Raw genomic sequence first — 22,967 nt, forward strand, 5'->3', positions numbered from 1 at the left:
CCTTCCCCCGGACCCCCATCCCCCTTTCCCTCCTAAACTTTTTGTGCGCTTCGCGGAGAGCGGGGGAGAAGGAAATTCGGATTAATGGGGCAAACGGTCTTGCCTTATCGTCCACATGCCGGATACAAGGGGCGGGCGTGAAGGTTAGCGCCGCACCCCGCGAAGCGGCGATAAAAAGTTTTGGAGATTCTTAAGAACCTTTTCCAAAAGGTTCTTGAGCGGGTCCAGGGCAGCGCCCTGGCCGCCGGAGGCATCCGCCTCCCCATGGCACAACCGGGACAGCTTGAACGAGTGTTCCGTATTGATATAAGGACGGATCTCCAGTGCACGGGGCACGGCGGGAGCGCCTGCCGGGAGCGGTGAAAAAGCCGTGACCGTCGAGGTGGCGCGTGGATCGCCAAACTCCCCGCTTGGGCTGGGAAGCCATTCGCATCCACATTTTACCCACAGAGGATATCACCATGGAAGAGCTGTTTATCCAGGACCCGGCGGTCGCCACCGCCATTGCCGACGAAATCGACCGTCAGGTCTCCAAGCTGGAGCTCATCGCCAGCGAGAACTTCGTGTCCACCGCCGTGCGCCAGGCCCAGGGCTCGGTCATGACCCATAAATACGCCGAAGGCTATCCGGGCAAGCGCTGGTACGGCGGCTGCGAGTTCGTGGACGAGGTCGAGGACCTGGCCCGCGAGCGCGCCAAGGAGCTGTTCGGCGCGACCTACGCCAACGTCCAGCCGCACTCCGGCTCCCAAGCCAACATGGCCGTGTATTTCGCGGCCTGCCAGCCCGGCGACACCGTGCTCGGCATGGACCTGTCCCACGGCGGCCACCTGACCCACGGCTCCCCGGTCAACTTTTCGGGCAAGCTCTTCAACATGGTGCACTACGGCGTGGACAAGGACACCCAGACCATCGACTACGACGCGGTCGAGGCCCTGGCCAAGGAGCACAAGCCGACCATGATCATCGCGGGCGCGTCCGCCTACCCGCGCATCATCGATTTCGCCCGCTTTCGCGCCATCGCGGACGAGGTCGGAGCCAAGCTGATGGTCGACATGGCCCACATCGCGGGCCTGATCGCCGCGGGCGAGCATCCCTCCTGCATCGAATACGCCCACTACACCACGACCACGACCCACAAGACCCTGCGCGGCCCGCGCGGCGGCATGATCCTGAGCACCGACGACCTGGAGCAGGAACTGAACTCCAACATCTTCCCCGGCATCCAGGGCGGCCCGCTGATGCACGTCATCGCGGCCAAGGCCGTGGCCTTCGGCGAGGCCCTGTCCCCCGGCTTCGTGGAGTACCAGCAGCAGGTGGTCAAGAACGCCAAGCAGCTGGCCGCCTCCCTGACCGAGGCGGGCTACAAGCTGGTCTCCGGCGGCACCGACAACCACATGATGCTGCTCGACCTGTCCGACAAGGACTACACCGGCAAGGACGCCCAGATCGCCCTGGACAAGGCGGGCATCACCGCCAACAAGAACACCATCCCGTTCGAGACCAAGTCCCCGTTCCAGACCTCGGGCGTGCGTCTGGGCACCCCGGCCCTGACCACCCGCGGCATGATCGAAGAGGACATGATCGTGGTCGCCGAAGCCATCGTGGCCGCGCTCGACAACATGAACGACGACCAGACCCTGGCCAACATCGCCGAGGAAGTGGAGGAGTTCGCCCGCGAATTCCCGCTCTTCGCCTGGTAGGCCGCGTTCGATACGCCTTTACAAAGCCCCGGCCCGCATGTGCGGACCGGGGCTTTTTTTGCCTCCGGCAGCCAGAGGGGGAACCTCTTGAAAGAGGTTCCCCCCTCTGGACTCCCCCTCCAGAACTTTTTGGCGCCGCTTCGCGGGGGGAGCGGGAGATGGGCTTATTCCACCGGGAAATCGAAGTAGGTTTCGGGGTAGGGTTCGTCGCGGAGGGTGAAGTGCCACCATTCGGCCTCGTAGGGCTTGAAGCCGTGGCCGACCATGACGGCGCGGAGCAGGGCGCGGTTGGCCCGGACCTGAGGCGGGAAACCGGCGGCCTCGGGCCAGGATTCCGGGCCGAAGAAGTCGAACGGGGTGCCCATGTCGAGCTCCTTGCCCGTGGCCCTGTCCACCAGGGTCAGGTCCACGGTGGAGCCGCGCGAGTGGCCGGACCGCGCCGCGATGTACCCGTCGCGGAACAGGTTGCGCTTGTCCACGTCCGGGTAGTGCGCGGCCTTGGTGCGCGTGTCCTTGAGGTCGGCGGCCCAGCGCACGAAGTGGTCCACGGCCATCTGCGGGCGGTAGCCGTCGAAGAATTTGAGGGACAGGCCGAACCGGGCCACGTCCGCCTGGACCGCCTTCAGGGCCGTGGCCGCTTCCACGGTGGCCAGGACCTTGGGCGCGTGATAGCCGTCCACCCGCGCGCCCACGAAGTTGTCTCCGGTGTAGTACTTCACGTCGTAGACCGCGCCCGGAAGGAACTCGTTAAGCGTGACGAACCCATCGGGCTGCCCTTCGGCCAGGGCCGGGGCCGCGAGCAGCAGGCATGCGAAGAGGACGGCGTGGACGAAGGGAAGAACGAGCGGGGCGGGACGGATGTGTTTCATGGCCGTCTTCTAGCCCCTTTTGCCGCGCAAATCCAGCGGGGGAGCCGGGCGGCTCCCCCGCTGCGTGGTTACTTCAGGGTCTGGCCCAGGAACTGCGTGAACCGCGCCCAGGACTTCTCGTCCGCGTCCTTGCGGTAGCGCTCCGTGCCCCACACGGTGAAGGCGTGGGGCGCGCCGCCGTAGGTGGTCATCTCGTGGGGGATGCCCGTGGCCTCCAGCTGTTCGGCCAGGGCCGCGAACTGACTCATGGGCACGGACTGGTCCGCCGAGCCGTGGAAGACCAGTATGAACCCCTTGGCGGCCTTGTAGTCCTGGCCCTCGGGCGTGGCCAGGCCGCCGTGGAAGGTCACGAAGGCCTTGAGGTTCACCCCGGACCGGGCCAGCTCCAGGACCGCCGTGCCGCCGAAGCAGTAGCCCATGGCCACGGCGTCGGACAGGTTGGCCCCCAGGTCGGCGGCCTTGTTCATTCCGGCCATGAGCCGCGTGCGCATCATCTGCCGGTCGGCGTACAGCTCGCCGGTCAGCCGCTTCTTGTCCTCGATCCTGGTGGGCCGCACGCCCTTGCCGAACAGGTCCACGGCGAACACGGCGTAGCCCAGGTCGGCGAGCATTCCGGCGCGCTTCACTTCATAGTCGGTCAGCCCGTCCCAGTCGTGGACCAGGAAGACCAGCGGGGCTTTGGCGGCCGGGCTGATGTAATATCCCTCGAAGGGCTCCCCGTTGATTTCGTAGTCCACCGTCCGCCCGTCCGCCGCCATGGCGGTGTACGGAAGCAGCAACAATGACAATATGATGAGTGATTTCTTCATGGCATGCTCCTTGGTTTGGCTAGAGTTCAATGCCTGGAGAATACCACAGGTGTGGCGTATAGGGCGAGAAAAAGGGGAGGGCGATCAGTCTGTGGTAGCCATGCGGTCAAGGGTCTGATCGCACCGGCCAACGACGAACTCCACGATGGCGGGCACGATTCGCGACTTGCCGTACCGCTTGGCGAATTCCGTCCCTACTATGGGGGCGGCCATCTTGAGCAGGTTGGCCATCTGGATGACCACATTCAGTCCTGCGACCGGGGTGAGCCCGGCTTGTTCCGCCAGACGCAGCCAGTGCCGCTTCATGACGAATTTCGGATAGTATTGCCCGCCGATCTTCATGGCGTTTTTCGTGCTCAGGCCGTAATCAACGTATACTTGGGTGCAGAGCAAGTCATAAAATGGGGCAAGGACAGGCCTGGGCGGGTCGGGATAGAGCAGGGAAAGGTTCTTGGCGTGGGCGTCCGTGTTGCCGATCAGGAAGTTGTAGACGAAGAGCTTGAACAATTGTTCCCGGTCGGCCTGCGGGTCGGCGCAATGGTCGAGCAGAGCGAAACAATCCTCTGGTCCGGGGCCGCCCTCGTTTTGGTACTTCAGGGCTACAGGCAGTCCCATGGCTTGGCAGAAGTCCTCCTGATGGATGCGCCGGATGCCTCCCCCTTCGATCATCCGGTCGTACCTGGCCACCAGGTACCCCCTCGGTATGGTGTCTGTGATGAGCACATTGGGAACGGTGAGGTTTGCCAATCGGGCCAAACTCATGCAGAAGGTTTCGTTTTCGACGGTCTCGGGCAGGTCGTCGATGGGCGGCTTGAGGATGTGTGTACTCGGGGAGCCATTGAGAGGGATGGAAAACGCTCCATCGAAAACGGCAACGGGCAATTTGTTCTGCGCACCCGCCAGGGAAAGGCGCACCCCGTCCTCGCCGGCCAGGAGCGGGCGTTTGGGCAGGAGAGCGATCAGTTCCCCCAGTTTCGCATTGGAGACTGGATTGTATTCGGGCCGCAATGCCGGGTGTTCGTTCTCGGGCAGGATGGACAAGGCCCCCGCGCACTCGCCACCTAATGTCTCCAGCAGGCCAAACACATTCTTTTCGGAAATATGCACCTGTTTCGAGACGTTGGCTCGGATTCCCTCTTCGGGGAGAAGATTGTCGAAGAACGAGCGTGTGCTCTCATCGTCGAAGGGCTCCGACCTCAGGGGAAGGCTGATGGAGAGGGGGAAGCCGGACTTGAGCCAGTCCTTTCCATAGGCAAACGCCAGCCGGGACTTGCCTTCCCTGGAGATGGCGCCGACGAGCCGACCATCGAACCAGACTCCCAGTTGCTGTTCCATGCCTAGCCTCGAACCGTGATCCTGGTTTCCAGGCCAAGGGCATGGAGCAGGTCGAATACCTTACCAACCTCGGCGGTTTCCTTGCCTCGTTCAATCTCGCCGACGAACCGTTCGCCTGTACCGCTTGCGTCGGCCAGCTCCTTTTGCGTCATGCCCAAATCCTTCCGCCGGAGCCGGATGGCTTCGCCGATATCCCTTGCAGTGGCGGCGGTACGTGAAGTGAATCGTTTTTCAGGCGAAGAAAGCAAGGCGTTGAGAACGACGCCGCCCATCAAGAGGCCACCCAAGGCCAGCGCTCCCTTGGCAACAGATGATTCGCTCTTGGGCGTTTCGTCGTTGAAAAGATTGCGGGCCTTGGCTTCGATTTCTTCCTGGGTGGGAATACTGGTGTTGCTAATCGACTCGGACATTTTACCTCCCGTACGGTAAGATAGATGCTGAACGGTAAAAGTCAAGTCAAATTACCGTACGGTAAGACGTCAACGTTCTTCAGTACCGGGCCTCGATCCGGCGGATGGTGCCGTCCCGGCGCATTGCGCGCAGCACCCGGTTGATTCTTTGCAGGGTTTCCCGCCGGGCCATGCTCTGGGTGAAGCCGATGTAGTTGTCGTCGCGGACAAAGGGCGTGTCCAGGATGACGAACTGGTCGCGGTTTTCCATGAGCGTGTTGTCCCGGGTGATGGCCGTGCGGACCGAGGTCCGGCCGGGGCCGATCAGGGCCGCGTCGATGCGCCCGACCAGGAGCATGCGCAGCCGGGAGACCGCGCCGGAGTCCTCGCTGGGAACGAATATCCTGCCCTTGGCCCGATCGTACTCGTCGCCGTAGGAGGCCCCGCGCGTGACGCCCAGGGTCTTGCCCTTGAGGTCCTCCACCGAGCGGTAGGCGAACTCGCGTCCCTTGAGCACCACCAGGCGCATCTCGTCCACGTACATGACGTCGGAGAAGTCGAACAGGGACAGGCGTTGCCTGTTCTTGGACAGACCGAAGATGCCGCCCCGGTCGTCCAGGGCGCTCAGGTAGGCCCGTTTCCAGGGCATGAGCCGGATGTCGAAGACCAGGCCGGAGCGCGCCTCGATCTCGTGCAGGATGTCCACCAGGATTCCCTTGGCGCAGCCGTCCTCCATCCAGGACTTGGGCGGTTTGCTGTCGTTGCCGAAGATGACGATGGGGTCGGCGGCATGAGCGGGCGGAGCGGGGAGCTGGGCGGCGAGGAGGGTGAGGAGGGCGAGGAGCAGTGTGAAGGGGCGCATGCGTCGTGTCCTTGTCCGGGCCTATGGTCCTGGTGGTGTTTCCATGCCGCAGCCCGCGCACTGCCCGCATCCACGGGCCGAGCAGCCCGGGCTGACCTTGGCGGCCTTGGCGCGTTCCCATTCCTTCCACATGTATTCGCGCCGGACGCCGATATCCACGACCTCCCAGGGGAAGGGCTCGTCCTGTCCGCGCTCGCGGTCCAGAATCACGGCGGGGTCGCCGTCCCACAATTTAAGCGCCTTTTTCCAGCCGCCGTGCTCGGCGGCCAGAAGGATGAACTCGGCCAGTTCCTCGCCGCCGCGCGCCAGCAGCCCCTGGAGCCGGGCCTGGAACGGGTCGTCGTGCTGCAGGGTCACGCCCTTGTACGGCTTGGCCAGCTTCTCCAGGCTCTTCATGCGCGCGTTGAGGGCGTCCTCGGACAGCATCGGGGCCCACTGGAACGGGGTGAACGGCTTGGGCACCAGCGAGCTGACTCCGATGGTGATGCGCATGAACTGCTTCTTGCGCCCGCCGGGCTCTTCGCCGCGGATGCGCACGATCTCGGCCAGGAATTCGGCCAGTTCGGCGTAATCCTCGTCGGTCTCGCCGGGCCAGCCCGCGATCATGTAGATCTTGAGGTGGTTCACGCCGTACCGGGCGCACAGCCGGACCGCGTTCAGAAAGTCCTTGGGATCGAGCTTCTTGCTCATCATCCGCCGCAGCCGCTCGCTGGCCCCTTCCAGGGCCAGGGTGATGGTCCGGATGCCACGTTCGCGCAGGTAGACCAGCAGCTCCTCGGTGATGCCGTCCGCGCGCATGGAGGAGAGCGAAAATTTCTTTTTGCGTTCGTGCAGCCACTTGAGGAACGGGAGCAGCTCCGGCCAGTCGGTCAGGGCCGTGCCCACCAGCCCCACCTTGGGCGGGTCGGCCAGCTCCACGATGCGCTTGAGTTCGTCGAGTTCGGCGTGGCGCGGGGGGCGGTAGATGTATCCCGCCGCGCAGAACCGGCAGCCGTAGGGGCAGCCCCGGTTGACCTCGAGCAGCAGGGTGTCGCGGAAGGCGGCCCGGCCCGAGATGAAGCAGGAGAAGGCGGGGTCGGTCAGGGGGCCCTGGCCGCCCGAGGTGATCCGTTTGACCGGTGTCCTGGAGCGGCCCGGCGCGTACACGCCGTCCATGTCTTTGACCGCGTCGAGGATGGCTTCCTTGTCCGCGCCGTCAAAGACCAGTCGGCGCAGGGTGTCGAAAAAGAGGAGAAAGCGGTCGTCCGCCTCGCCCACCCAGAAGCAGTCCACGAACGGGGCGATGGGCGCGGGGTTGAGAAAGGCCACCGGGCCTCCGGCCACGACCAGGGGAAGAGATGGGCGTTCCGCCGCAAGCGGCGGAACGCCCGCTGCCAGGAGCGTTCGAGGAAGGCTGAGGAAATCCTCCTCGAACGTGATGCTCCAGGCTATTACAGGGAATGAGGATAGTGGGCTGTTTGATTCGCGCGTTCGGGGATCAAGACCCTCGGTGGTGCCGAGCTTGTCGGGAAAGACCCGCTCCACGGCCAGTCCGGGCGCTTCGGCCAGGGCCCGATACACGGACTGCCAGCCGAGCGCGGACAGGGCCGCCTTATCGCCTCCGGGGACGGCCAGCGCCACGGGCAGCCGTCCTCCGAGGTCGGGAGCAGGTGGCTCCGACACGCCATGATACAGGGTACGGGTACCGATGAGGGCACCCCCTTACACGCGCCGCATATCGCGTCTAGTCCACGTTCTTGCGGATGAACGCGGGAACGTCGAGGTTGTCTTCCTCGAAGATGAACTCCTCTTCGCCGGGGCCCGGCAGATTGCCGCCCACGACGCGCTGGCCGACCTGCCGGGAGGGCAGGTCCGTGGTGTTCAGTTCGCCGCCCGCCTTGCGCAGGTAGGCCGGGATGTTGCGGTCCGTGTTCAGGACCCGCTGGTGCCCGGCGCGGCGCGGCTGTTCGACGGTCTTGTTCACGCCGCGGGGTCCGAGCAACAGCAGCTTCTGCTGTTCGGCCTTGGACAGGCCCGGTTCGGGCTCTTCCATGGCGGGCTCGATGCCCGTGGCGATGACGGTGATGCGCATTTCGTCGCCCGCGTCCGGGTCGAAGACCGTTCCGAAGAAGATCTCGGCGTCGTCGTGGGCTTCCTTGTAGATGATGTCGGCGGCTTCGGAGACCTCGTCGATGAGCATGTCCGGGCCGCAGGTGATGTTGATCAGCACGCCCTTGGCGCCCTCGATGGACACGTCCTCGAGCAGCGGGGAGGTGATGGCCTTCATGGCCGCTTCCTTGGCCCGGGACTCGCCCGAGGCGATGCCGGTGCCCATCAGCGCCATGCCGGAGTTGGACATGGCCGCCTTGACGTCGGCGAAGTCCAGGTTGATCAGGCCGTGCACGGTGATCAGGTCGGCGATGCCCTTGACCGCGTAGTACAGGACCTCATCGGCCTTCTTGAGCATGTCCGAGAAGGACGCCTTCTTGGCGGCCAGCTGGAGCAGGCGGTCGTTGGGGATGGTGATGATGGAGTCGACCACGTCGGCCAGGGCGCGGGTGCCCTCTTCGGCCTGTTCCAGGCGGCGTTTGCCCTCGAAGTAGAAGGGCTTGGTCACGACGCCGACGGTCAGCGCGCCCAGTTCCTTGGCCACCTGGGCCACCACCGGGGCGGAGCCGGTGCCCGTGCCGCCGCCCATGCCGGCGGTGATGAAGACCATGTCCGAGCCGTCCAGGGCCTCGCGGATCTGGTCCATGGACTCCATGGCGGCGGACCGGCCGATCTCGGGGTTGGCGCCTGCGCCGAGCCCCTTGGTCAGCTTCTCGCCGATCTGGATCTTGTGTTCGGCCAGGGACTTGTGGATGTCCTGGCTGTCGGTGTTGGCGACGATGAACTTCACGCCCTTGAGCGCGGACTGGATCATGTTGTTGACCGCGTTTCCGCCGCCTCCGCCACAACCCACGACCTTGATTTTGGCGTTGGATTCATGTTCGATCTCGAAATATTCCATTTCAATGTCCTCCTCAGTTTGTTCCCTGTTGAGCGTTTCCCTGTATCCTCAAAGTCATTCCTCGTTTAAGCGATGTCCGAGAACCACTTCTTCATCCTGCCGACGATGCGGTCGAAACCGGAGTCGTCGCGGATCTTGAAGGGCCGGACCTTGTTGTGCAGGCCTTCCTCTTCGGCCCCGTGGAGCAGCAGCCCCACGGCCGTGGCGTACTTGGGGCTCCTGACCTCCTCGGCCAGGCCGCCGATGCCCTCGGCCGGAAAGCCGATGCGCACCGGCAGGTCGAAAATCTGTTCGGCCAGTTCCTGCATGCCGTCGATGAGCACGGTGCCGCCGGTCAGGACCACGCCCGCGGCGATCATGTTCTTGAACCCGGACTTGATCAGCTCCTGGTCCACCAGGGCGAGGATTTCCTCGCAGCGCGGCTCGCAGATCTCGGCCAGCACGCGCTTGCTCATCTTGCGCGACTCGCGGCCGCCCACGCTCGGGACCTCGATGATCTCCTCGGAGGTGACCAGGTCGGCCATGGCGCAGCCGTAGTCCATCTTGATCTTCTCGGCGGACATCATCGGCGTGCGCAGGCCGTAGGCGATGTCGTTGGTCAGGTTGTGGCCGCCCAGCGCCAGCACGCTGGTGTGCTTGATGGAGTCCTTGGAGAAGACCGCGATGTCCGTGGTCCCGCCGCCGATGTCCACCAGGGCCACGCCGATCTCGCGCTCCTCGGCCGAGAGCACGGCCTTGGAGGAGGCCAGGGACTCCAGGACGATGTTGGACACGTCCAGGCCGGACCGGTTGCAGGAGCGGATGATGTTCTGGGCCGAGGTCACCGCACCGGTGACGATGTGGACCTTCACTTCCAGCCGGACTCCGGCCATGCCCAGCGGATCGGCGATGCCGCGCTGGTCGTCGACGATGAATTCCTGGGGCAGGGTGTGCAGCACCTCGCGGTCCATGGGGATGGCGATGGCCTTGGCCGCCTCGATGACCCGGTCCACGTCGCGTTGGGTCACTTCGCCGCCCTTGACCGCGATGACGCCGTGGGAGTTGAAGCCCTGGATGTGGCTGCCCGCGATGCCCGCGTAGACGGTGCGGATGTCGCACCCCGCCATGAGTTCGGCGTCCTCCAGGGATTTCTTGATGCACTGGACGGTCTTCTCGATGTTGACGACCACCCCCCGGCGCAGCCCCGTGGAGGGGGCGGTGCCGATGCCGATGATGTCGACGCCGTTGTCCGTGGCCTCGCCGACCACGGTGCATATCTTGGTGGTGCCCACGTCCAGGCCCACTATGAGATCGTTTCTAGCCATACTGACTCCTGTGTTGTTCCCTGTGAGATATTGTCGGGCGCTAACCCGCTGCCGGGTTCTGGCGCTTCTGTATCCAGATCTTGTCGCCGCTGGCCGCGATAATGGCCGCGTCGTCGAATTCGTTGCGGCGCATGAGGTCGCGCCAGACCACCTTGAGCCGCTCCAGCTGGACCTCCCAGCGGTCCATGGACAGCTTCACGATCAGCCCCTTGCCGCCCGCCGCGCCGTCCAGGTAGATTTCCAGTTCGTGGGCGCTGGTCAGCTTGATCCAGGCCGTCTGGGCCTGGGTGAAGGGGGTCTCCTGGTCGGCCATCTTCTTGAGGATGCCGGTCAGGACCTCGGAGCCTCCGGGCAGGTCGTCGGCCACGCTCAGGATGGGCAGGGAGGCCTGCTCGCCGGGGTGCATGGGCGCGATGACCCGGCCCTGGGCGTCCGCGAAATACAACCCGGCGCCCTGGCGCACCCAGAAGGCCGGGACTTTCTCGCGCACGTCGATCAGCAGCCGGTTGGGCAGTTCGCGGCGCACGGTCACGGAGTCGATCCAGGGGTTGGCGTCGAGCCGGTTCTTGACCTCGCCCACGTTCATGTCCAGGCAGTTGAGGCCGAGATCGACCTGGGCGGTCTTGAGGATGTCCTCGTAGCTCAGCCGGTCGTTGCCCGCCACGCGGATGTCCTGGAGGTCGAAATAGGGGTGGGCGGTGATGTAGCGGTACCCGTAGAGCAGCCCCACGCCGAGCACGGCCACCATGGACAGCACCAGGCTGAGCATGACCATGCGGACGATGAATTGGCCCGCTCCCACCAGCCTGCGCGTGGAGGACTCGCGCGCCAGCAGGGGGTTGGCGGTTTTTCTGCGCTTGCGGGTGTTGCCGCGGGCGGCGCGCTTTCCGCCGATGTTCAGGCGGCTCTGTTTGCCCATGGTCAGGGTGCTCACAGTACGATGACCTCCGGTTCGAGAGTTATGCCGAATTGGTCCATGACCCGCTCGCGGCCCAAGGCCATGAGTTCGAGCGCGTCGGCGGCCTTGCCGCCGCCCAGGTTGACGAGGAAATTCGCGTGCACGTCCGAGAAGGCCATGTGCCCCAGGCGCACGCCCTTCATGCCCGCCTTGTCCAGGAGCCTGCCCGCGCTTTCCTCTGGCGGGTTCTTGAACACGCAGCCCGCGGTCCGGGCCGTGACCGGCTGGGCGGCCTTCTTCTTTTCGTAGACGTCGTGCATGGAATGGCGCACCCCCTTGGGGTCGGACTCCCTGAGGGCCAGCTCAACTTCCCAGACCAGGCACTTGCCCGGCAGCTTCACGGGGGAGAAGTGGCGGTAGTCGAAAATACACTGGTTGCGGTCCAGCCAGGCGAGGCCGCCCGACGGGGACCATATCCGCACGCGGGTGACTAGGTCGCCGATCTCCACGCCGTAGGAGCCCGCGTTCATGGCCACGGCGCCGCCCACGGTGCCGGGGATGCCGGTCATGCCCTCCAGGCCGGAGAAGCCCGCCTTCTGCGCCCAGCCGAGCAGGCCGGGCAGCCTCAGCCCCGCGCCGCAGCGGACGATGATGGCCGAGCCGTCGCGCTCCACGCGCTCGGGGCCGGGGCAGTCGGCCACGCGGACCAGGGCCAGCTCCAGGGGATCGTCCCCGGCCAGCAGGTTGCTGCCCGCGCCGATGACGAACGGCGGCAGGGTTTCCCTGGTCAGGAAGGCCGAGAGCTCGTCCAGGTCGGCTTCCTCGCGCACGACCGCCTCGACCACGGCGGGGCCGCCGAGGCGCAGGGTGGTGCGCTCGCAGAGCAGGGGATTGGCGGTCAGTTCAAGCGGCATCTACAGCTCCTCGTCTCCGTTGCCGTTCTCCGGGCCGTCTTCGGGTTCGTCTTCCTGTTCGAGCCAGTTCTCGCCGATCTTCCAGATGGAGCCCGCGCCCTGGGTCATGAACAGGTCGCCGGGCCGCAAAATATCCTTGAGCCGTTTCTCCAGGGACTCGAAGTCCGGGAAGAACTGCACCTTGGTCTCCGAGACCTGCTTGATGCCCTGGGCCAGCGACAGGCCGGACACGCCGGGAATGGGCGACTCCGAGGCCGGGTAGATCTCGGTCAGCAGGAGGATGTCCGCGTCGCCGAAGGCCTTGCAGAACTCGCCGAACAACGCCTGGGTGCGCGAGAAGCGGTGGGGCTGGAAGGCGACCACCAGCCGCCGGTCCGGGTAGCATTCCTTGGCGGTCTTCAGGTTGGCCATGATCTCAGCCGGGTGGTGGCCGTAGTCGTCGACCACGATGACGCCCTTTCTCTCGCCCTTGCGCTCGAAGCGCCGTCCCACGCCGCCGAAGTTGCCCAGCCCCTGGATGATCTCGTCCTTTTCCAGGCCGACCTCCAGGGCCACGCCGATGCAGGCCAGGGCGTTGAGCACGTTGTGCGTGCCGGGCTGGGCCACGGTGACCTCGCCCCACTCCTCGCCGTCGTAGTAGACCTTGAACAGGGAGCGCAGGTGGGAGCTGATGATCTCGCCCCTGAGCTTGTTCTGCCTGCCCAGGCCGTAGGTCAGGTAGGGGCGCTTGATCAGCGGGAGCAGCCGCTGCACGCCCTCGTCGTCGCCGCAGACCACGTTCATGCCGTAGAACGGGGTGGAGTTCATGAAGCGCATGAACGACAGGTCGATGGCGTCCTGGTTGTCGTAGAAATCCATGTGGTCCTTGTCGATGTTCGTGACCACGGTGATGATCGGCGCGAGCCGCAGGAAGGAGCCGTCCGACTCGTCCGCCTCGGCGATGAGGTAGTCGCCCTCGCCCAGGCGCGCGTTGGCCCCGTAGGTGTTCAGCCGACCGCCGATGATGACCGTCGGGTCCAGGTCCGCCTCGGTGAAGATGGTCGCCAGGAGCGAGGTGGTGGTCGTCTTGCCGTGGGTTCCGGCCACGGCGATGCCGGTCTTCAGGCGCATGAGCTCGGCCAGCATCTCGGCGCGCGGGATGATCGGGATGCCGCGCTCGCGGGCTTCGACCAGCTCCGGGTTCTTGTCCGGGATGGCCGTGGACTTGATGAGCACGTCGGCCTCGCCCACGTTGTCGGCCCCGTGGCCGATGTAGACCGTGGCCCCGAGCTTTTCCAGCCGCCGCACCGCCGCCGACGCGGACAGGTCCGAGCCGGTGATGTTGAAGCCCATGTTGATGAGCACCTCGGCGATGCCGTTCATGCCCGAGCCGCCGATGCCGACCATGTGGATGTTGTTCACCCTGGCCCGCATGGCCGGGCAGGCCTCGCCGCCCACGGTGAGATACGGTCCCTGTGCTGCCATACTCTATAACTCCTGCCCGGCCATGGCGGTCAACCCGGCCACGATGTCCCGCGCCGCGTATTGCCTGGCCATGCCCTTGGCCGCTGTTTCCATTGATTCGAGCCGCTCGCGGTCGGCGAGCAGTTCCAGCACGCGGTCGGCCAGGGCCGCGCCGCTCAAGCCCGACTGGGGCAGCAGCACGGCCGCGCCGATGTCCGACATGGCGCGCGCGTTCATTGTCTGATGATCGTGGGTGGCCTGGGGGAAGGGCACGAAGATGGCCGGGGCCCCCGCCGCCGCGATTTCGAAGACCGTGGACGCCCCGGACCGGCAGACCACCAGGTCGCAGGCCGTGTATTCGGCGCCCATGTCGTCGATGAATTCCCGGACCTGTGCCGGGTCCGCGCCCGCCGCCTGATAGGCTGCGCGCACGCGGGAAAAGTCTATCCGGCCCGCCTGGTGGACGATCTCCACCCCGGCCTCCATGAGCCTGGGCAACGCCTCGATGACCGCGTCGTTGATGGGCCGGGCCCCCTGGCCGCCGCCGAAGACGAACAGCCGTTTGCCCGCGATCCGGCCGCGACGCCGCTCGCCCGCCTTGAATATCTCGGGCCGCACCGGGTTGCCGGTCAGGAAGGTCTTGTCGGCCGGGAACACGCCCATGGTGTCCGGGAAGCTCAGGAAAATCCGTTTGACCATCCTGCCGAGCACCTTGTTGGTCACGCCGGGCACGGAGTTCTGCTCGTGCACGGCCGTGGGGACGTTCAGGATGCGCGCGGCCAGCACCGGGCAGAAGCCCGCGTAGCCGCCGAAGCCGATGACCGCCTCGGGCCGGAAGCGCCAGACCTCGTACAACGCCTTGGGGATGCCCGTGCCGAGCCAGCCCAGGCCGGAGAGCATGCCGGGGATGCCCTTGCCCATGACGCCGCTGGCGGGCAGCTCCAGGAACTCCAGGCCGTGGTTGCGGGCCAGCTCGCCCTCGGGGCCGGGGCCGCCCATGAACAGGATGCGCACGCCCTTGTTGTATTCGCGCAGGGCCGTGGCCACGGCCAGGGCCGGGAAGATGTGGCCGCAGGTGCCGCCGGTGGTCAGTACGACGCGGTTCAGGCTCATGCCTTCACCCTCCGGGAGAGATTGAGCAGGATGCCCGCGCAGATGAAGGACACGGTGAGCGAGGAGCCGCCGTAGGAGATGAACGGCATGGCCACGCCCTTGGGCGGCACGGTGCCGAGCACCACGGCCAGGTTCAGGACCATGCCCAGCGCCAGGATCAGGGTCGTGCCGAAGGCCGTGAACCGGTCCTGCAGGTCCTCCAGCCGCATGGCCACGCGGAAGGCCCGGTACAGGAACAGCCCGACCAGGACGAAGAACAGGGACATGCCCACGAAGCCGAGCTCCTCGCCGACCACGGCCATGATGAAGTCGTTGTGCGCCTCGGGCAGGAAGAAGAGCTTGCGCTGGCCCGCGCCGATGCCGGTGCCGAAGATCTTGCCCGAGCCGAAGGCGTACAGGGACTGGACCAGCTGGTAGCCCTCGTTCTGGGCCGAGGCGAAGGGGTCCAGGAAGGCGGTCCAGCGCTTGAAGCGGTAGGGCGAGGACGAAATGAGCATCCAGCCCGCGCCGCCCGCGAAGATGAGCGAGATGAACAGGTAGCTGAACCGGGTGCCGCCCGCCAGGCACATGAAGAAGAGCAGGCCGCACATGACCACGGCCCCGCCGAAGTCCGGCTGGAGCAGGAGCAGGCCGCACAACAGGCCCGTGACCATGAAGGGCGGCAAAAAACCCACCGAGAAGGTCCGGACCAGGTCCTGCTTGCGGGCGAAGAAGTAGGCCAGGTACAGGACCAGGGCCACCTTGGCGTATTCCAGGGGCTGGACGTTGACCGGGCCGATGCGCACCCAGCGGCTGGCCCCGTTGACGCTGGCCCCGAGCGGGCTGACGCACAGGGCGAGCAGGATGATGGCCAGTCCCACCCAGAAGTAGGTCAGGGAGTAGATGGCCTTGCGGGGAATCTGGATGATGGCGACCATGGCCACGATGCCCGCGCCCGTGAACATCAGCTGGCGTTTGAAGAAATAGTAGGTGTCGCCGTAGATGCGCTCGGCCATGATGCCCGAGGCGGACAGGACCATGATCAGGCCGAAGCCCGCCAGCATCAGGGTGGCGGTCAGCAGCCAGTAGTCCATGCGGCCCTTTTCGCCGCCTTTCTGGGCGTTCAGCGCGCTAGCCATCGATCCCCTCCACCGCGCGTTTGAAGTCCGCGCCGCGTTCGGCCATGTTCCTGTACTGGTCGAAGCTCGAGGTGGCCGGGGAGAGCAGGATCACGTCGCCCGGCGCGGCCAGGGCGGTCTGCCGCCGGACGGCCGCTTCCAGGGTCTCGTCCCAGGTCACGGAAAAATGTCTGGCCAGTTCCGGCTCCAGGACGTCGCGCGAGCCGCCGAACAGCCCGACCGCCGCCACGCGGCCCTCGATGCCCTCGGCGAATTTGGCCACATCGCCGCCCTTCCACACGCCGCCCATGAGGATGCGCACCGGGCGGTCGAAGGCGTGCACGGCGGCCTCGGCCGCGTCCAGGGTGGTGGCCTTGGAGTCGTTGATGTAGAGCACCCCGTTCTTCTCGGCCACGGGCTCGATGCGGTGGGGCAGGGGGCGGAAGTCGCGGATGGCCTCGGCGGCCTGCTCCTCGGTGACCCCGAACCGCTTCACGGCCTGCCAGGCGGCCTCCACGTTGGAACGGTTGTGCTCGCCCATGAGGTACGGGGCCTCGAACCGGCTGGTCGGGCCGAACCACTCGATGCGCGCGCTGGTGAATGTCCGGCCGTCGAGCAGGGGGTGCAGGGATTCGTGCAGCAGGGCGGTGTCGTCCAGGGTCATCCGGCTGAACAGGTGCAGCTTGGCGTCCAGGTATTCGTCCAGGTCCTGGTGGTAGTCCAGGTGGTTGGCCGAGAAATTCAGGAACACGCCGACGTGCGGCTTGAACAGGCGGCAGTTCTGCAGCTGGAAGCTGGAGACCTCGAGCACGATGATCTCGGCGGGCTCCATGTCCAGGAGGTATTCGCACAGGGGCACGCCGATGTTCCCGCCGGTGAACACGCGGCGGCCGGATTTCTCCAGGATCTGCGAGATCAGCGTGGTGGTCGTGGTCTTGCCGTTGGACCCGGTCACGGCCAGGATCGGGGCCTCGATGAACCAGGAGGCGAACTCCAGCTCCGAGACCAGGTTGCGGGTCGGGATGCCTTCGAGCACCGGAGCGAGCTTGCGCACCGCCACGCCCGGGGAGAAGACGATCATGTCCGCGTCCGCGAAGTGCGCCTTCTCGTGGGGGCCGGTGACCAGTTCGGCTTTGCCCTTGAGCGGGCCGAGCTTGTCCTCGGTGACCGCCTCGTCGCGGTCGACCACGCGCACTTTCGCCCCGAGCACGTCCAAAAGCCGGGCGGCGGCCAGGCCGGACTTGCCGGTGCCGACGACCACGGCCCGTTTGCCGGTGAGAATGGCCTCGTTGATGAAGTTGCGGACGATACGGTTCACGACTCTACCTCAGTTTCAGCGTGGACAGGGCCATCAGGGCCATGAGTATGGACAGGATCCAGAAGCGGACGATGATTTTGGATTCCGGGATGCCCTTGAGTTCGAAATGGTGGTGCAGCGGGGCCATCTTGAAGATGCGCTTGCCCCCGGTCAGCTTGAAGTAGCCGACCTGGAGGATGACCGACAGGGTCTCGAAGACGAACACGCCGCCGACGATGGCCAGGAGCAGTTCCTGTTTGGCCAGCACGGCCACGAAGCCGAGCGCGCCGCCCAGGCCGAGCGAGCCCACGTCGCCCATGAAGACCTGGGCCGGGTGGGCGTTGAACCACAAGAAGCCGAGCCCCGCGCCGACCATGGCCCCGCAGAAGACCGTGACTTCGCCGATGCCCTGGATGTTCTGGACCTGGAGGTATTCGGCCATGGTCGCGTGCCCGGACACGTAGACGAAGATGGCGAAGCAGGCCATGGCCACGACCATGGGGCCGATGGCCAGCCCGTCCAGGCCGTCGGTCAGGTTGACCGCGTTGGACGCGCCGACCATGACCACCAGGGCGAACGGCAGGTAGAACCAGCCGAGGTCCGGGTTGAAATTCTTGAAGAACGGCACGGACAGCCGGGTGGAGTAGGCCGGTTCGCTGATGAGCAGGGCGATGGCCGTGGCCGCCACCAGGCATTGCAGGGAGAACTTGGCCTTGGCCGACAGCCCCTTGTTCCGCCGCTTGACCACCTTGATGTAGTCGTCCGCGAAGCCGATGGCGCTGAACCCGGAGAAGGCCAGCAGGGTCAGCCAGACGTAGATGTTGGTCAGGTCGGCCCACAGCAGGGTGGATACGCCCACGGAGAGCAGGATCATGATTCCGCCCATGGTCGGGGTGCCCTGCTTGGCCTGGTGCTTGGGGCCGTCCTCGCGGATGTATTGGCCGCACTTGATCCGGGTCAGCCAGCGGATCATGGCCGGTCCGAACAGGATGGAGATGATCAGCGCGGTCAGCAGCGCCCAGACCGAACGGAAGGTGATGTACCGGAAGACGTTGAGGACGCCGACGTCCGTGCTGAGCGGGACGAGCAGATTGTAGATCACAGCCCGCCTCCTTGGGCCCGGGCGTCCAGCGTCCGGCAGAGAACGTTGGCGAACTGCTCCATCTTCAGGGAGCGGGACCCCTTGACCAGGACCACGCCCTCGGTGATGCACAGCTCGCGCCACGCCTCCAGAAACGCTTCGGGTTTGTCGGCCTCGCGCATGTACCCGCCGAAGCCGCGCTCCACGTCCAGGAAGTGGTCGCCCTTGTAGAAGACCATGGCGGGCGCGACCTCGCGCAGGACCCGGCCGAGCTCCTCGTGGAGGGCCATGGCCTCCTTGCCGAGTTCGCGCATGTCGCCGAGCACCAGGACCAGGGGCTTTTCCCCGGCCATTTCCCGCGCGGTGCGCACGGACTGGGCCATGGACAGGGGGTTGGCGTTGTAGGTGTCGTCGATGACCGTGATGCCCTTGCCGATCTTGCAGCAGAACCGTTGCGGGTCCGCAGTCATGGCGTTTACCCCTTCGACCACGTCGTCCCGGGACAGGCCCAGGCAGTGGGCCGCCGCGGCCACGCAGGCCAGGTTTTCGGCATAGTGCGCCCCGAGGAACGGGGCGGTCAGCTCGCCGTCTCCGTCCGGGGTCCTCAGTCGGAAGCGCCCCCGCCCGTCGGAGGCGGCCCCGAGGAATACGGCGAAAAAGTCGGTGTCGGCGTCGTCCCGGCCCGAGAAGCCCACGGGCGCGTCCACCAGTTCCAGGGCCGCGTTCCAGAGCAGGGGATAGTCCTTGCCGATCACGGCGCGGCCGCCCTGGCGCAGGTAGCGCAGCAGGGTCGTTTTGGCGCTCGCCACGCCCGCCTCGTCGCCGAGGCCTTCCAGGTGGCCGGGGCCCACGTTGGTGATGATCGCCAGGTCCGGGCTGGCCACCGGGGCCAGCTCCTCCATGTCGCCGAGGCGGGAGATGCCCAGCTCCATGATCCACAGCTCCTGGTCGGCCGAGGCCTTGAGCATGGATACGGGCAGCCCGATCTGGTTGTTGAAATTGCGGTAGTTCTTGGCTGTGGCGAACTTGCGCGAGACCACGGCGTGGAGCATTTCCTTGACCGTGGTCTTGCCCGCCGTGCCGGTCACGGCCACCAGCTTCGCCCCGCAGGTGTCGTGCCAGCAGGCGGCCAGCCTGCCCAGGGCGGCCTTGGTGTCGCGGACCATGATGATCGGCGCGTCGAGCTTGTCGATCATGCGCGAGGCCACGATGGCGCAGGCCCCGCTCGCGGCGGCCTGGGCCGCGAACTCGTGGCCGTCGTAATTCTCGCCCGCGATGCAGAAGAAGAGATCGCCGGGTTCCACGGTGCGGGAGTCCGTCTTCACCTCGGTGACCACGGTGTTCTCGAAGCCCTCGTCGGCCAGGGTGCCGAGGCAGCGTGCGATTTCAGCCAGGGTCAGGTTCACGAATACACTTCCTCGATGGCCTTGAGCGCGGCTTCCCTGTCCGAAAAGTGGCGCTTGGTGGTGCCGATGATCTGGTAGTCCTCATGCCCCTTGCCCGCGATGAGCAGGGCGTCGCCCGGCTCCATCTCGGCCACGGCCATCCTGATGGCCTCGGCCCGGTCGGGGTTCTCCATGACGCGCTTGGCCCCGGCCAGTCCGGGGCGGGCGTCGTCCATGATCGCGGCCGGGTCCTCGGTGCGCGGGTTGTCCGAGGTCAGGACGGCCACGTCGGCGTAGCGGGCCGCGGACGCGGCCATGAGCGGGCGCTTGGTCCGGTCGCGGTCGCCGCCGCAGCCGAACACGGTGATCAGCCGCTTGAAATCCAGTTCCTTGAGGGTCTCCTGCACGTTCTCCAGGGCGTCCGGGGTGTGGGCGTAGTCCACGAAGATGTCCAGGTCCCGGTCGTTCATGACCCGCTCCAGCCGTCCGGGCACGCCCGGGAAGGAGGACAGCGTGCGCATGTCCCGGCAGTTCAGGCCGAGCTGCAGCCCCACGGCCTGGGCGGCCAGCAGGTTCATGGCGTTGAACGAGCCCACCAGCGGGGACTGGACCACCCAGGTCTTGCCCTTGAAGGAGGTCTCGATCTCCATGCCCTGGCCGGTCATGGACAGGATGCGCCCCTGGACCAGGGGCTTGTCCCCGACCTCGGCGCGGACCGCGTCGGTCTCGCCGATGCCGTAGCCGATGCCGCCCTCGCATTCCTTGAGCAGGCGCAGGCCGTACGGGTCGTTGAAATTGATCACGCCCGCCTTGTCCAGGCGCGGGTACTCGGCGAAGAGCTTGGCCTTCGCCCGGAAATAGGTCTCCATGTCGCCGTGGTAGTCCAGGTGGTCCTGGGTCAGGTTGGTGAACACGGCGGCGTCGAAGTCCAGCCCGGCCACGCGGTACTGGTCGAGCGCGTGGGAGGAGACCTCCATGACGGCCACGTCCACGTCCGCCTTCTTCATGTTGAAGAGCAGCTCGTGGATCATCCAGCAGTCCGGGGTGGTCAGGGGGGCGTCCATCATGAAGCCGGGCCAGCGGTAATTGACCGTGCCGAGCACGCCCACCTTGAGCCCGCTCCGGGCCAGCAGGTGCTCGATGATGTAGGAGGTGGTCGTCTTGCCGTTGGTCCCGGTGATGGCCACCAGCTTGAGGTCGCGGTCCATGACGTGGAAGTGCGCCCGTGCCAGTTCGCCCAGGGCGATGGCCGGATTCTTCACGTACACGGCCACGGCGCGCTTCTCGACCACCGGGGCGACCAGGTCGCGGGCGGCCTCGGGGGCCACGATGTAGCGCGCGCCGTTGTCCATGGCGCCCGGGATGTAGTCGATGCCGCGCACGGCCGTGCCGGGCATGGCCACGAAGCACTCGCCGTCCTGGATCTTGCGTGAATCCGTGCGCACGACCAGGCCTTTTTTCGCCTTTTCCAACAGGGTCTCGAAATCCATGACGCCCCGTACCTTTTCCTTTTCGCTATGAGAGCCAGAGAACAAAAACATCATCCGCTCCCTCCTTGGTGCGGTTTCCGGGCCAGGGCTGCCCCGCCGCGGGCTCCTGGCGCTTGACCGTCATCCCCTGCCCCTTGAGCACGGGGACTATCCCCATCCGAACCAGGGTCTCGAGCGCCCGGCGCACGGGCATGCCCTCGATGTTCGGCACCTTGCCGTCGTCGATCCGGGCCACGGGCGCGGGCACGGCCCCGGTCAGCGGTTCGTCGGCCAGTTCGTCCACGGTGCCGTTGTCCCCGGCCGAGGCGTGCAGAGTCTCGGACAGCTGGCCGTGGTAGGCCAGGGTGCGCACGGTCACCTCGCGGCAGACCGGGGCGGCCACCATGGAGCCGTAGTTGGCCTTCTGCGGTTCGTCGATCATGGTGATGACCAGCAGCTCCGGGTCCTTGGCCGGGACCAGGGTCACGAAGGAGGACAGGTACTGGTCGCCGTAGCCCCCGTCCTTGGAGGCCTTCTGGGCGGTGCCGGTCTTGCCCGCCATGGTGATGCCCTCGATGCGCGCGCTGCGGCCCGTGCCGTCCTCCTGGACGACCTCTTCCATCATCTTCAGGACCGTGGCCGCGGTCTCGGGGGTGAACACCTGGATGGAGGCGTTCTTGCGCGCTTCCCTGGGGCTCAGGATGAGATTCAGGTCGCGGGTGGCCCCCTGGTTGGCCAGACAGAGGAAGGCGTGGGCCAGCTGCACGGCGGTCACGCCGATGGACTGGCCGAAGCTGATGCAGGCCAGGTCCACGGTGGACCAGGACCCCGGAGGCCGGAGGATGCCCGAGGACTCGCCGGGCAGGCCGAGGTGGGTCTTCTCACCGAAACCGAGTTTGGTCAAATAGTCGTAGTACACGCCCGCGCCGAGGTTCATGCCGATCTTGGCCGAACCGATGTTCGAGGAGTAGCGCAGGACCTTGTGGGCCGGGAGCCATTTGGACGGGTGGGTGTCCCGGATGATCCGGCGGGCCACCTTCCAGCGGCCGTTCTCGCAGTCGATCAGCGTGTCCGGGGTGATGGTCCCCTCCTGGAGCGCGGCGGCGAACAGGAACGGCTTCATGGTCGAACCGGGCTCGTAGATGTCGGTCAGGGGCCGCAGGCGGCGATGGGACGGCCTGGACGAGCGCACCGTGTTCGGGTTGAAGAAGGGCTCGCTGGCCATGGCCAGGATGTCGCCGGACTTGACGTCGACCACCAGGACGATGCCCGCCTTGGCCTCGTACTTGGAAATGGAATTGGCCAGGGCCTGCTCGGCGGCGTGCTGGATGTGGGTGTCGATGGTCAGCTGCACGTCCTGGCCGTTGACGTCGATCTCCCGGCCGTGGGCGTCCAGGTAGAGATGGCGGCCCGTGGCGTCGCGCTGGACCACGAACTCGGCCTTGCTCGGGGCGAGGAGCTTGTCGAAGACGTGCTCGATGCCCTCGCGGCCCCGGCCATCGATGTCGGTGAAGCCGAGCAGCTGCCCGGCGAGATGCCCGTTGGGATAGATGCGGGAATATTCCGTGGTCAGGCGGATGCCCTTGAGGTCGGCCCGGTTCAGGGCGGCGGCCTCGCGGTCCGAGACCTGCCGTTTTATCCAGATGAATTTCCGGCGCGACTTGAGCTTGCGGTAGACCTCGGTGCGGGGGAGCTTGAGGTCACGGGACAGGGTGTCGGCGGCCACGTCGATGTTCTCGATCTCGTGGGGACGGGCGAACACGGACTGGGCTTCCACGGACGTGGCCAGCATCTCGCCGTTGCGGTCGAAGATGCGGCCCCGCTCGCCGTATTCGTATTCGGCGGCGCGGCTCTGCCTGGAGGCCTGATCGGCCAGGTCGTCGCCGTCATGGAGCTGCACCCATCCGGTGCGCACCCACAGAGCACCGAGCGCGATCGAGAAGAGGGCCATGACGAACCCCATCTTGATCCCGCTGTGATCCGTGCGCCTTGTCTTGTCCTGTGCCATCGTAT

At 66.1% G+C, this 22,967-nt stretch carries 19 protein-coding genes; 1 reads left to right on the forward strand and 18 read right to left on the reverse strand.

Annotated features, from left to right (window positions below; all coding sequences use genetic code 11):
* The first annotated feature begins 461 nt into the window (after positions 1-461).
* Positions 462-1,700: a serine hydroxymethyltransferase gene (gene glyA, locus AB6M95_RS07545; protein ID WP_371386126.1), complete on the forward strand. Its 1,239-nt coding sequence runs from the start codon at positions 462-464 to the stop codon at positions 1,698-1,700.
* Positions 1,701-1,864: 164 nt separating this feature from the next.
* Here the strand turns inward: glyA and AB6M95_RS07550 are convergent, their stop codons facing one another.
* The 18 genes from AB6M95_RS07550 to AB6M95_RS07635 form a co-directional block, all read right to left on the reverse strand.
* The gene (locus AB6M95_RS07550) at positions 1,865-2,569 is read right to left on the reverse strand and encodes a M15 family metallopeptidase (protein WP_371386127.1); all 705 of its coding nucleotides are present in this window, start codon (positions 2,567-2,569) and stop codon (positions 1,865-1,867) included.
* Between the two features lie 68 nt (positions 2,570-2,637).
* A complete protein-coding gene (locus AB6M95_RS07555; protein WP_371386128.1) occupies positions 2,638-3,378 on the reverse strand; it encodes a dienelactone hydrolase family protein in 741 nt (246 codons plus the stop codon).
* Positions 3,379-3,462: 84 nt separating this feature from the next.
* Positions 3,463-4,713 (reverse strand): type II toxin-antitoxin system HipA family toxin, encoded by a 1,251-nt coding sequence (locus AB6M95_RS07560; RefSeq protein ID WP_371386129.1) that lies wholly within the window; start codon positions 4,711-4,713, stop codon positions 3,463-3,465.
* A 2-nt stretch (positions 4,714-4,715) separates the two neighbouring features.
* Positions 4,716-5,123 carry a helix-turn-helix transcriptional regulator gene (locus tag AB6M95_RS07565; RefSeq protein ID WP_371386130.1) on the reverse strand — a complete coding sequence of 136 codons (408 nt, stop codon included), beginning with the start codon at positions 5,121-5,123 and terminating at the stop codon, positions 4,716-4,718.
* A 79-nt stretch (positions 5,124-5,202) separates the two neighbouring features.
* Entirely contained in the window at positions 5,203-5,964 is a 762-nt protein-coding gene (locus AB6M95_RS07570; protein WP_371386131.1) for a substrate-binding periplasmic protein, read from the reverse strand.
* Between the two features lie 21 nt (positions 5,965-5,985).
* A complete protein-coding gene (locus AB6M95_RS07575) occupies positions 5,986-7,653 on the reverse strand; it encodes a radical SAM protein (RefSeq protein ID WP_371386186.1) in 1,668 nt (555 codons plus the stop codon).
* Between the two features lie 34 nt (positions 7,654-7,687).
* On the reverse strand, positions 7,688-8,953 hold the full coding sequence (gene ftsZ, locus AB6M95_RS07580; protein ID WP_371386132.1) for a cell division protein FtsZ: 1,266 nt from the start codon (positions 8,951-8,953) through the stop codon (positions 7,688-7,690).
* 65 nt (positions 8,954-9,018) lie between these two features.
* Positions 9,019-10,257 carry a cell division protein FtsA gene (ftsA, locus tag AB6M95_RS07585; protein ID WP_071544822.1) on the reverse strand — a complete coding sequence of 413 codons (1,239 nt, stop codon included), beginning with the start codon at positions 10,255-10,257 and terminating at the stop codon, positions 9,019-9,021.
* Between the two features lie 40 nt (positions 10,258-10,297).
* On the reverse strand, positions 10,298-11,191 hold the full coding sequence (locus AB6M95_RS07590) for a cell division protein FtsQ/DivIB (protein WP_371386133.1): 894 nt from the start codon (positions 11,189-11,191) through the stop codon (positions 10,298-10,300).
* Positions 11,188-12,069, reverse strand: coding sequence for a UDP-N-acetylmuramate dehydrogenase (gene murB, locus AB6M95_RS07595; protein WP_371386134.1), 882 nt, complete (start codon positions 12,067-12,069; stop codon positions 11,188-11,190). Before murB ends, AB6M95_RS07590 begins: the two co-directional genes overlap by 4 nt.
* Positions 12,070-13,482, reverse strand: a complete 1,413-nt coding sequence (murC, locus tag AB6M95_RS07600) for a UDP-N-acetylmuramate--L-alanine ligase (RefSeq protein WP_371386187.1) — start codon at positions 13,480-13,482, stop codon at positions 12,070-12,072.
* Between the two features lie 54 nt (positions 13,483-13,536).
* Positions 13,537-14,619, reverse strand: coding sequence for an undecaprenyldiphospho-muramoylpentapeptide beta-N-acetylglucosaminyltransferase (gene murG, locus AB6M95_RS07605; RefSeq protein WP_371386188.1), 1,083 nt, complete (start codon positions 14,617-14,619; stop codon positions 13,537-13,539).
* A gap of 2 nt (positions 14,620-14,621) precedes the next feature.
* Entirely contained in the window at positions 14,622-15,743 is a 1,122-nt protein-coding gene (gene ftsW, locus AB6M95_RS07610) for a putative lipid II flippase FtsW (protein ID WP_371386135.1), read from the reverse strand.
* Positions 15,736-17,040, reverse strand: a complete 1,305-nt coding sequence (murD, locus tag AB6M95_RS07615; RefSeq protein ID WP_371386136.1) for a UDP-N-acetylmuramoyl-L-alanine--D-glutamate ligase — start codon at positions 17,038-17,040, stop codon at positions 15,736-15,738. The genes ftsW and murD overlap by 8 nt, the downstream gene beginning before the upstream one ends.
* A 4-nt stretch (positions 17,041-17,044) precedes the next feature.
* Positions 17,045-18,121: a phospho-N-acetylmuramoyl-pentapeptide-transferase gene (gene mraY / locus AB6M95_RS07620; RefSeq protein ID WP_371386137.1), complete on the reverse strand. Its 1,077-nt coding sequence runs from the start codon at positions 18,119-18,121 to the stop codon at positions 17,045-17,047.
* A complete protein-coding gene (locus AB6M95_RS07625) occupies positions 18,118-19,506 on the reverse strand; it encodes a UDP-N-acetylmuramoyl-tripeptide--D-alanyl-D-alanine ligase (protein ID WP_371386138.1) in 1,389 nt (462 codons plus the stop codon). The genes mraY and AB6M95_RS07625 overlap by 4 nt, the downstream gene beginning before the upstream one ends.
* Positions 19,503-21,026 (reverse strand): UDP-N-acetylmuramoyl-L-alanyl-D-glutamate--2,6-diaminopimelate ligase, encoded by a 1,524-nt coding sequence (locus AB6M95_RS07630; RefSeq protein WP_371386139.1) that lies wholly within the window; start codon positions 21,024-21,026, stop codon positions 19,503-19,505. The genes AB6M95_RS07625 and AB6M95_RS07630 overlap by 4 nt, the downstream gene beginning before the upstream one ends.
* Positions 21,001-22,962, reverse strand: a complete 1,962-nt coding sequence (locus AB6M95_RS07635; RefSeq protein ID WP_371386140.1) for a penicillin-binding transpeptidase domain-containing protein — start codon at positions 22,960-22,962, stop codon at positions 21,001-21,003. Before AB6M95_RS07635 ends, AB6M95_RS07630 begins: the two co-directional genes overlap by 26 nt.
* Positions 22,963-22,967 lie beyond the last annotated feature (5 nt).

This window comes from Pseudodesulfovibrio karagichevae, from assembly GCF_041414475.1.
Taxonomy (GTDB): Bacteria; Desulfobacterota; Desulfovibrionia; order Desulfovibrionales; family Desulfovibrionaceae; genus Pseudodesulfovibrio; species Pseudodesulfovibrio karagichevae.

Excerpts from the sequence above, each read along its gene's own strand:
- glyA (WP_371386126.1), top strand. The coding sequence starts at position 462 with ATGGAAGAGCTGTTTATCCAGGACCCGGCGGTCGCCACCGCCATTGCC.
- AB6M95_RS07550 (WP_371386127.1), bottom strand. The coding sequence starts at position 2,569 with ATGAAACACATCCGTCCCGCCCCGCTCGTTCTTCCCTTCGTCCACGCC.
- AB6M95_RS07555 (WP_371386128.1), bottom strand. The coding sequence starts at position 3,378 with ATGAAGAAATCACTCATCATATTGTCATTGTTGCTGCTTCCGTACACC.
- AB6M95_RS07560 (WP_371386129.1), bottom strand. The coding sequence starts at position 4,713 with ATGGAACAGCAACTGGGAGTCTGGTTCGATGGTCGGCTCGTCGGCGCC.
- AB6M95_RS07565 (WP_371386130.1), bottom strand. The coding sequence starts at position 5,123 with ATGTCCGAGTCGATTAGCAACACCAGTATTCCCACCCAGGAAGAAATC.
- AB6M95_RS07570 (WP_371386131.1), bottom strand. The coding sequence starts at position 5,964 with ATGCGCCCCTTCACACTGCTCCTCGCCCTCCTCACCCTCCTCGCCGCC.
- ftsZ (WP_371386132.1), bottom strand. The coding sequence starts at position 8,953 with ATGGAATATTTCGAGATCGAACATGAATCCAACGCCAAAATCAAGGTC.
- ftsA (WP_071544822.1), bottom strand. The coding sequence starts at position 10,257 with ATGGCTAGAAACGATCTCATAGTGGGCCTGGACGTGGGCACCACCAAG.
- murB (WP_371386134.1), bottom strand. The coding sequence starts at position 12,069 with ATGCCGCTTGAACTGACCGCCAATCCCCTGCTCTGCGAGCGCACCACC.
- murC (WP_371386187.1), bottom strand. The coding sequence starts at position 13,482 with ATGCGGGCCAGGGTGAACAACATCCACATGGTCGGCATCGGCGGCTCG.
- ftsW (WP_371386135.1), bottom strand. The coding sequence starts at position 15,743 with ATGGCTAGCGCGCTGAACGCCCAGAAAGGCGGCGAAAAGGGCCGCATG.
- AB6M95_RS07630 (WP_371386139.1), bottom strand. The coding sequence starts at position 21,026 with ATGTTTTTGTTCTCTGGCTCTCATAGCGAAAAGGAAAAGGTACGGGGC.
- AB6M95_RS07635 (WP_371386140.1), bottom strand. The coding sequence starts at position 22,962 with ATGGCACAGGACAAGACAAGGCGCACGGATCACAGCGGGATCAAGATG.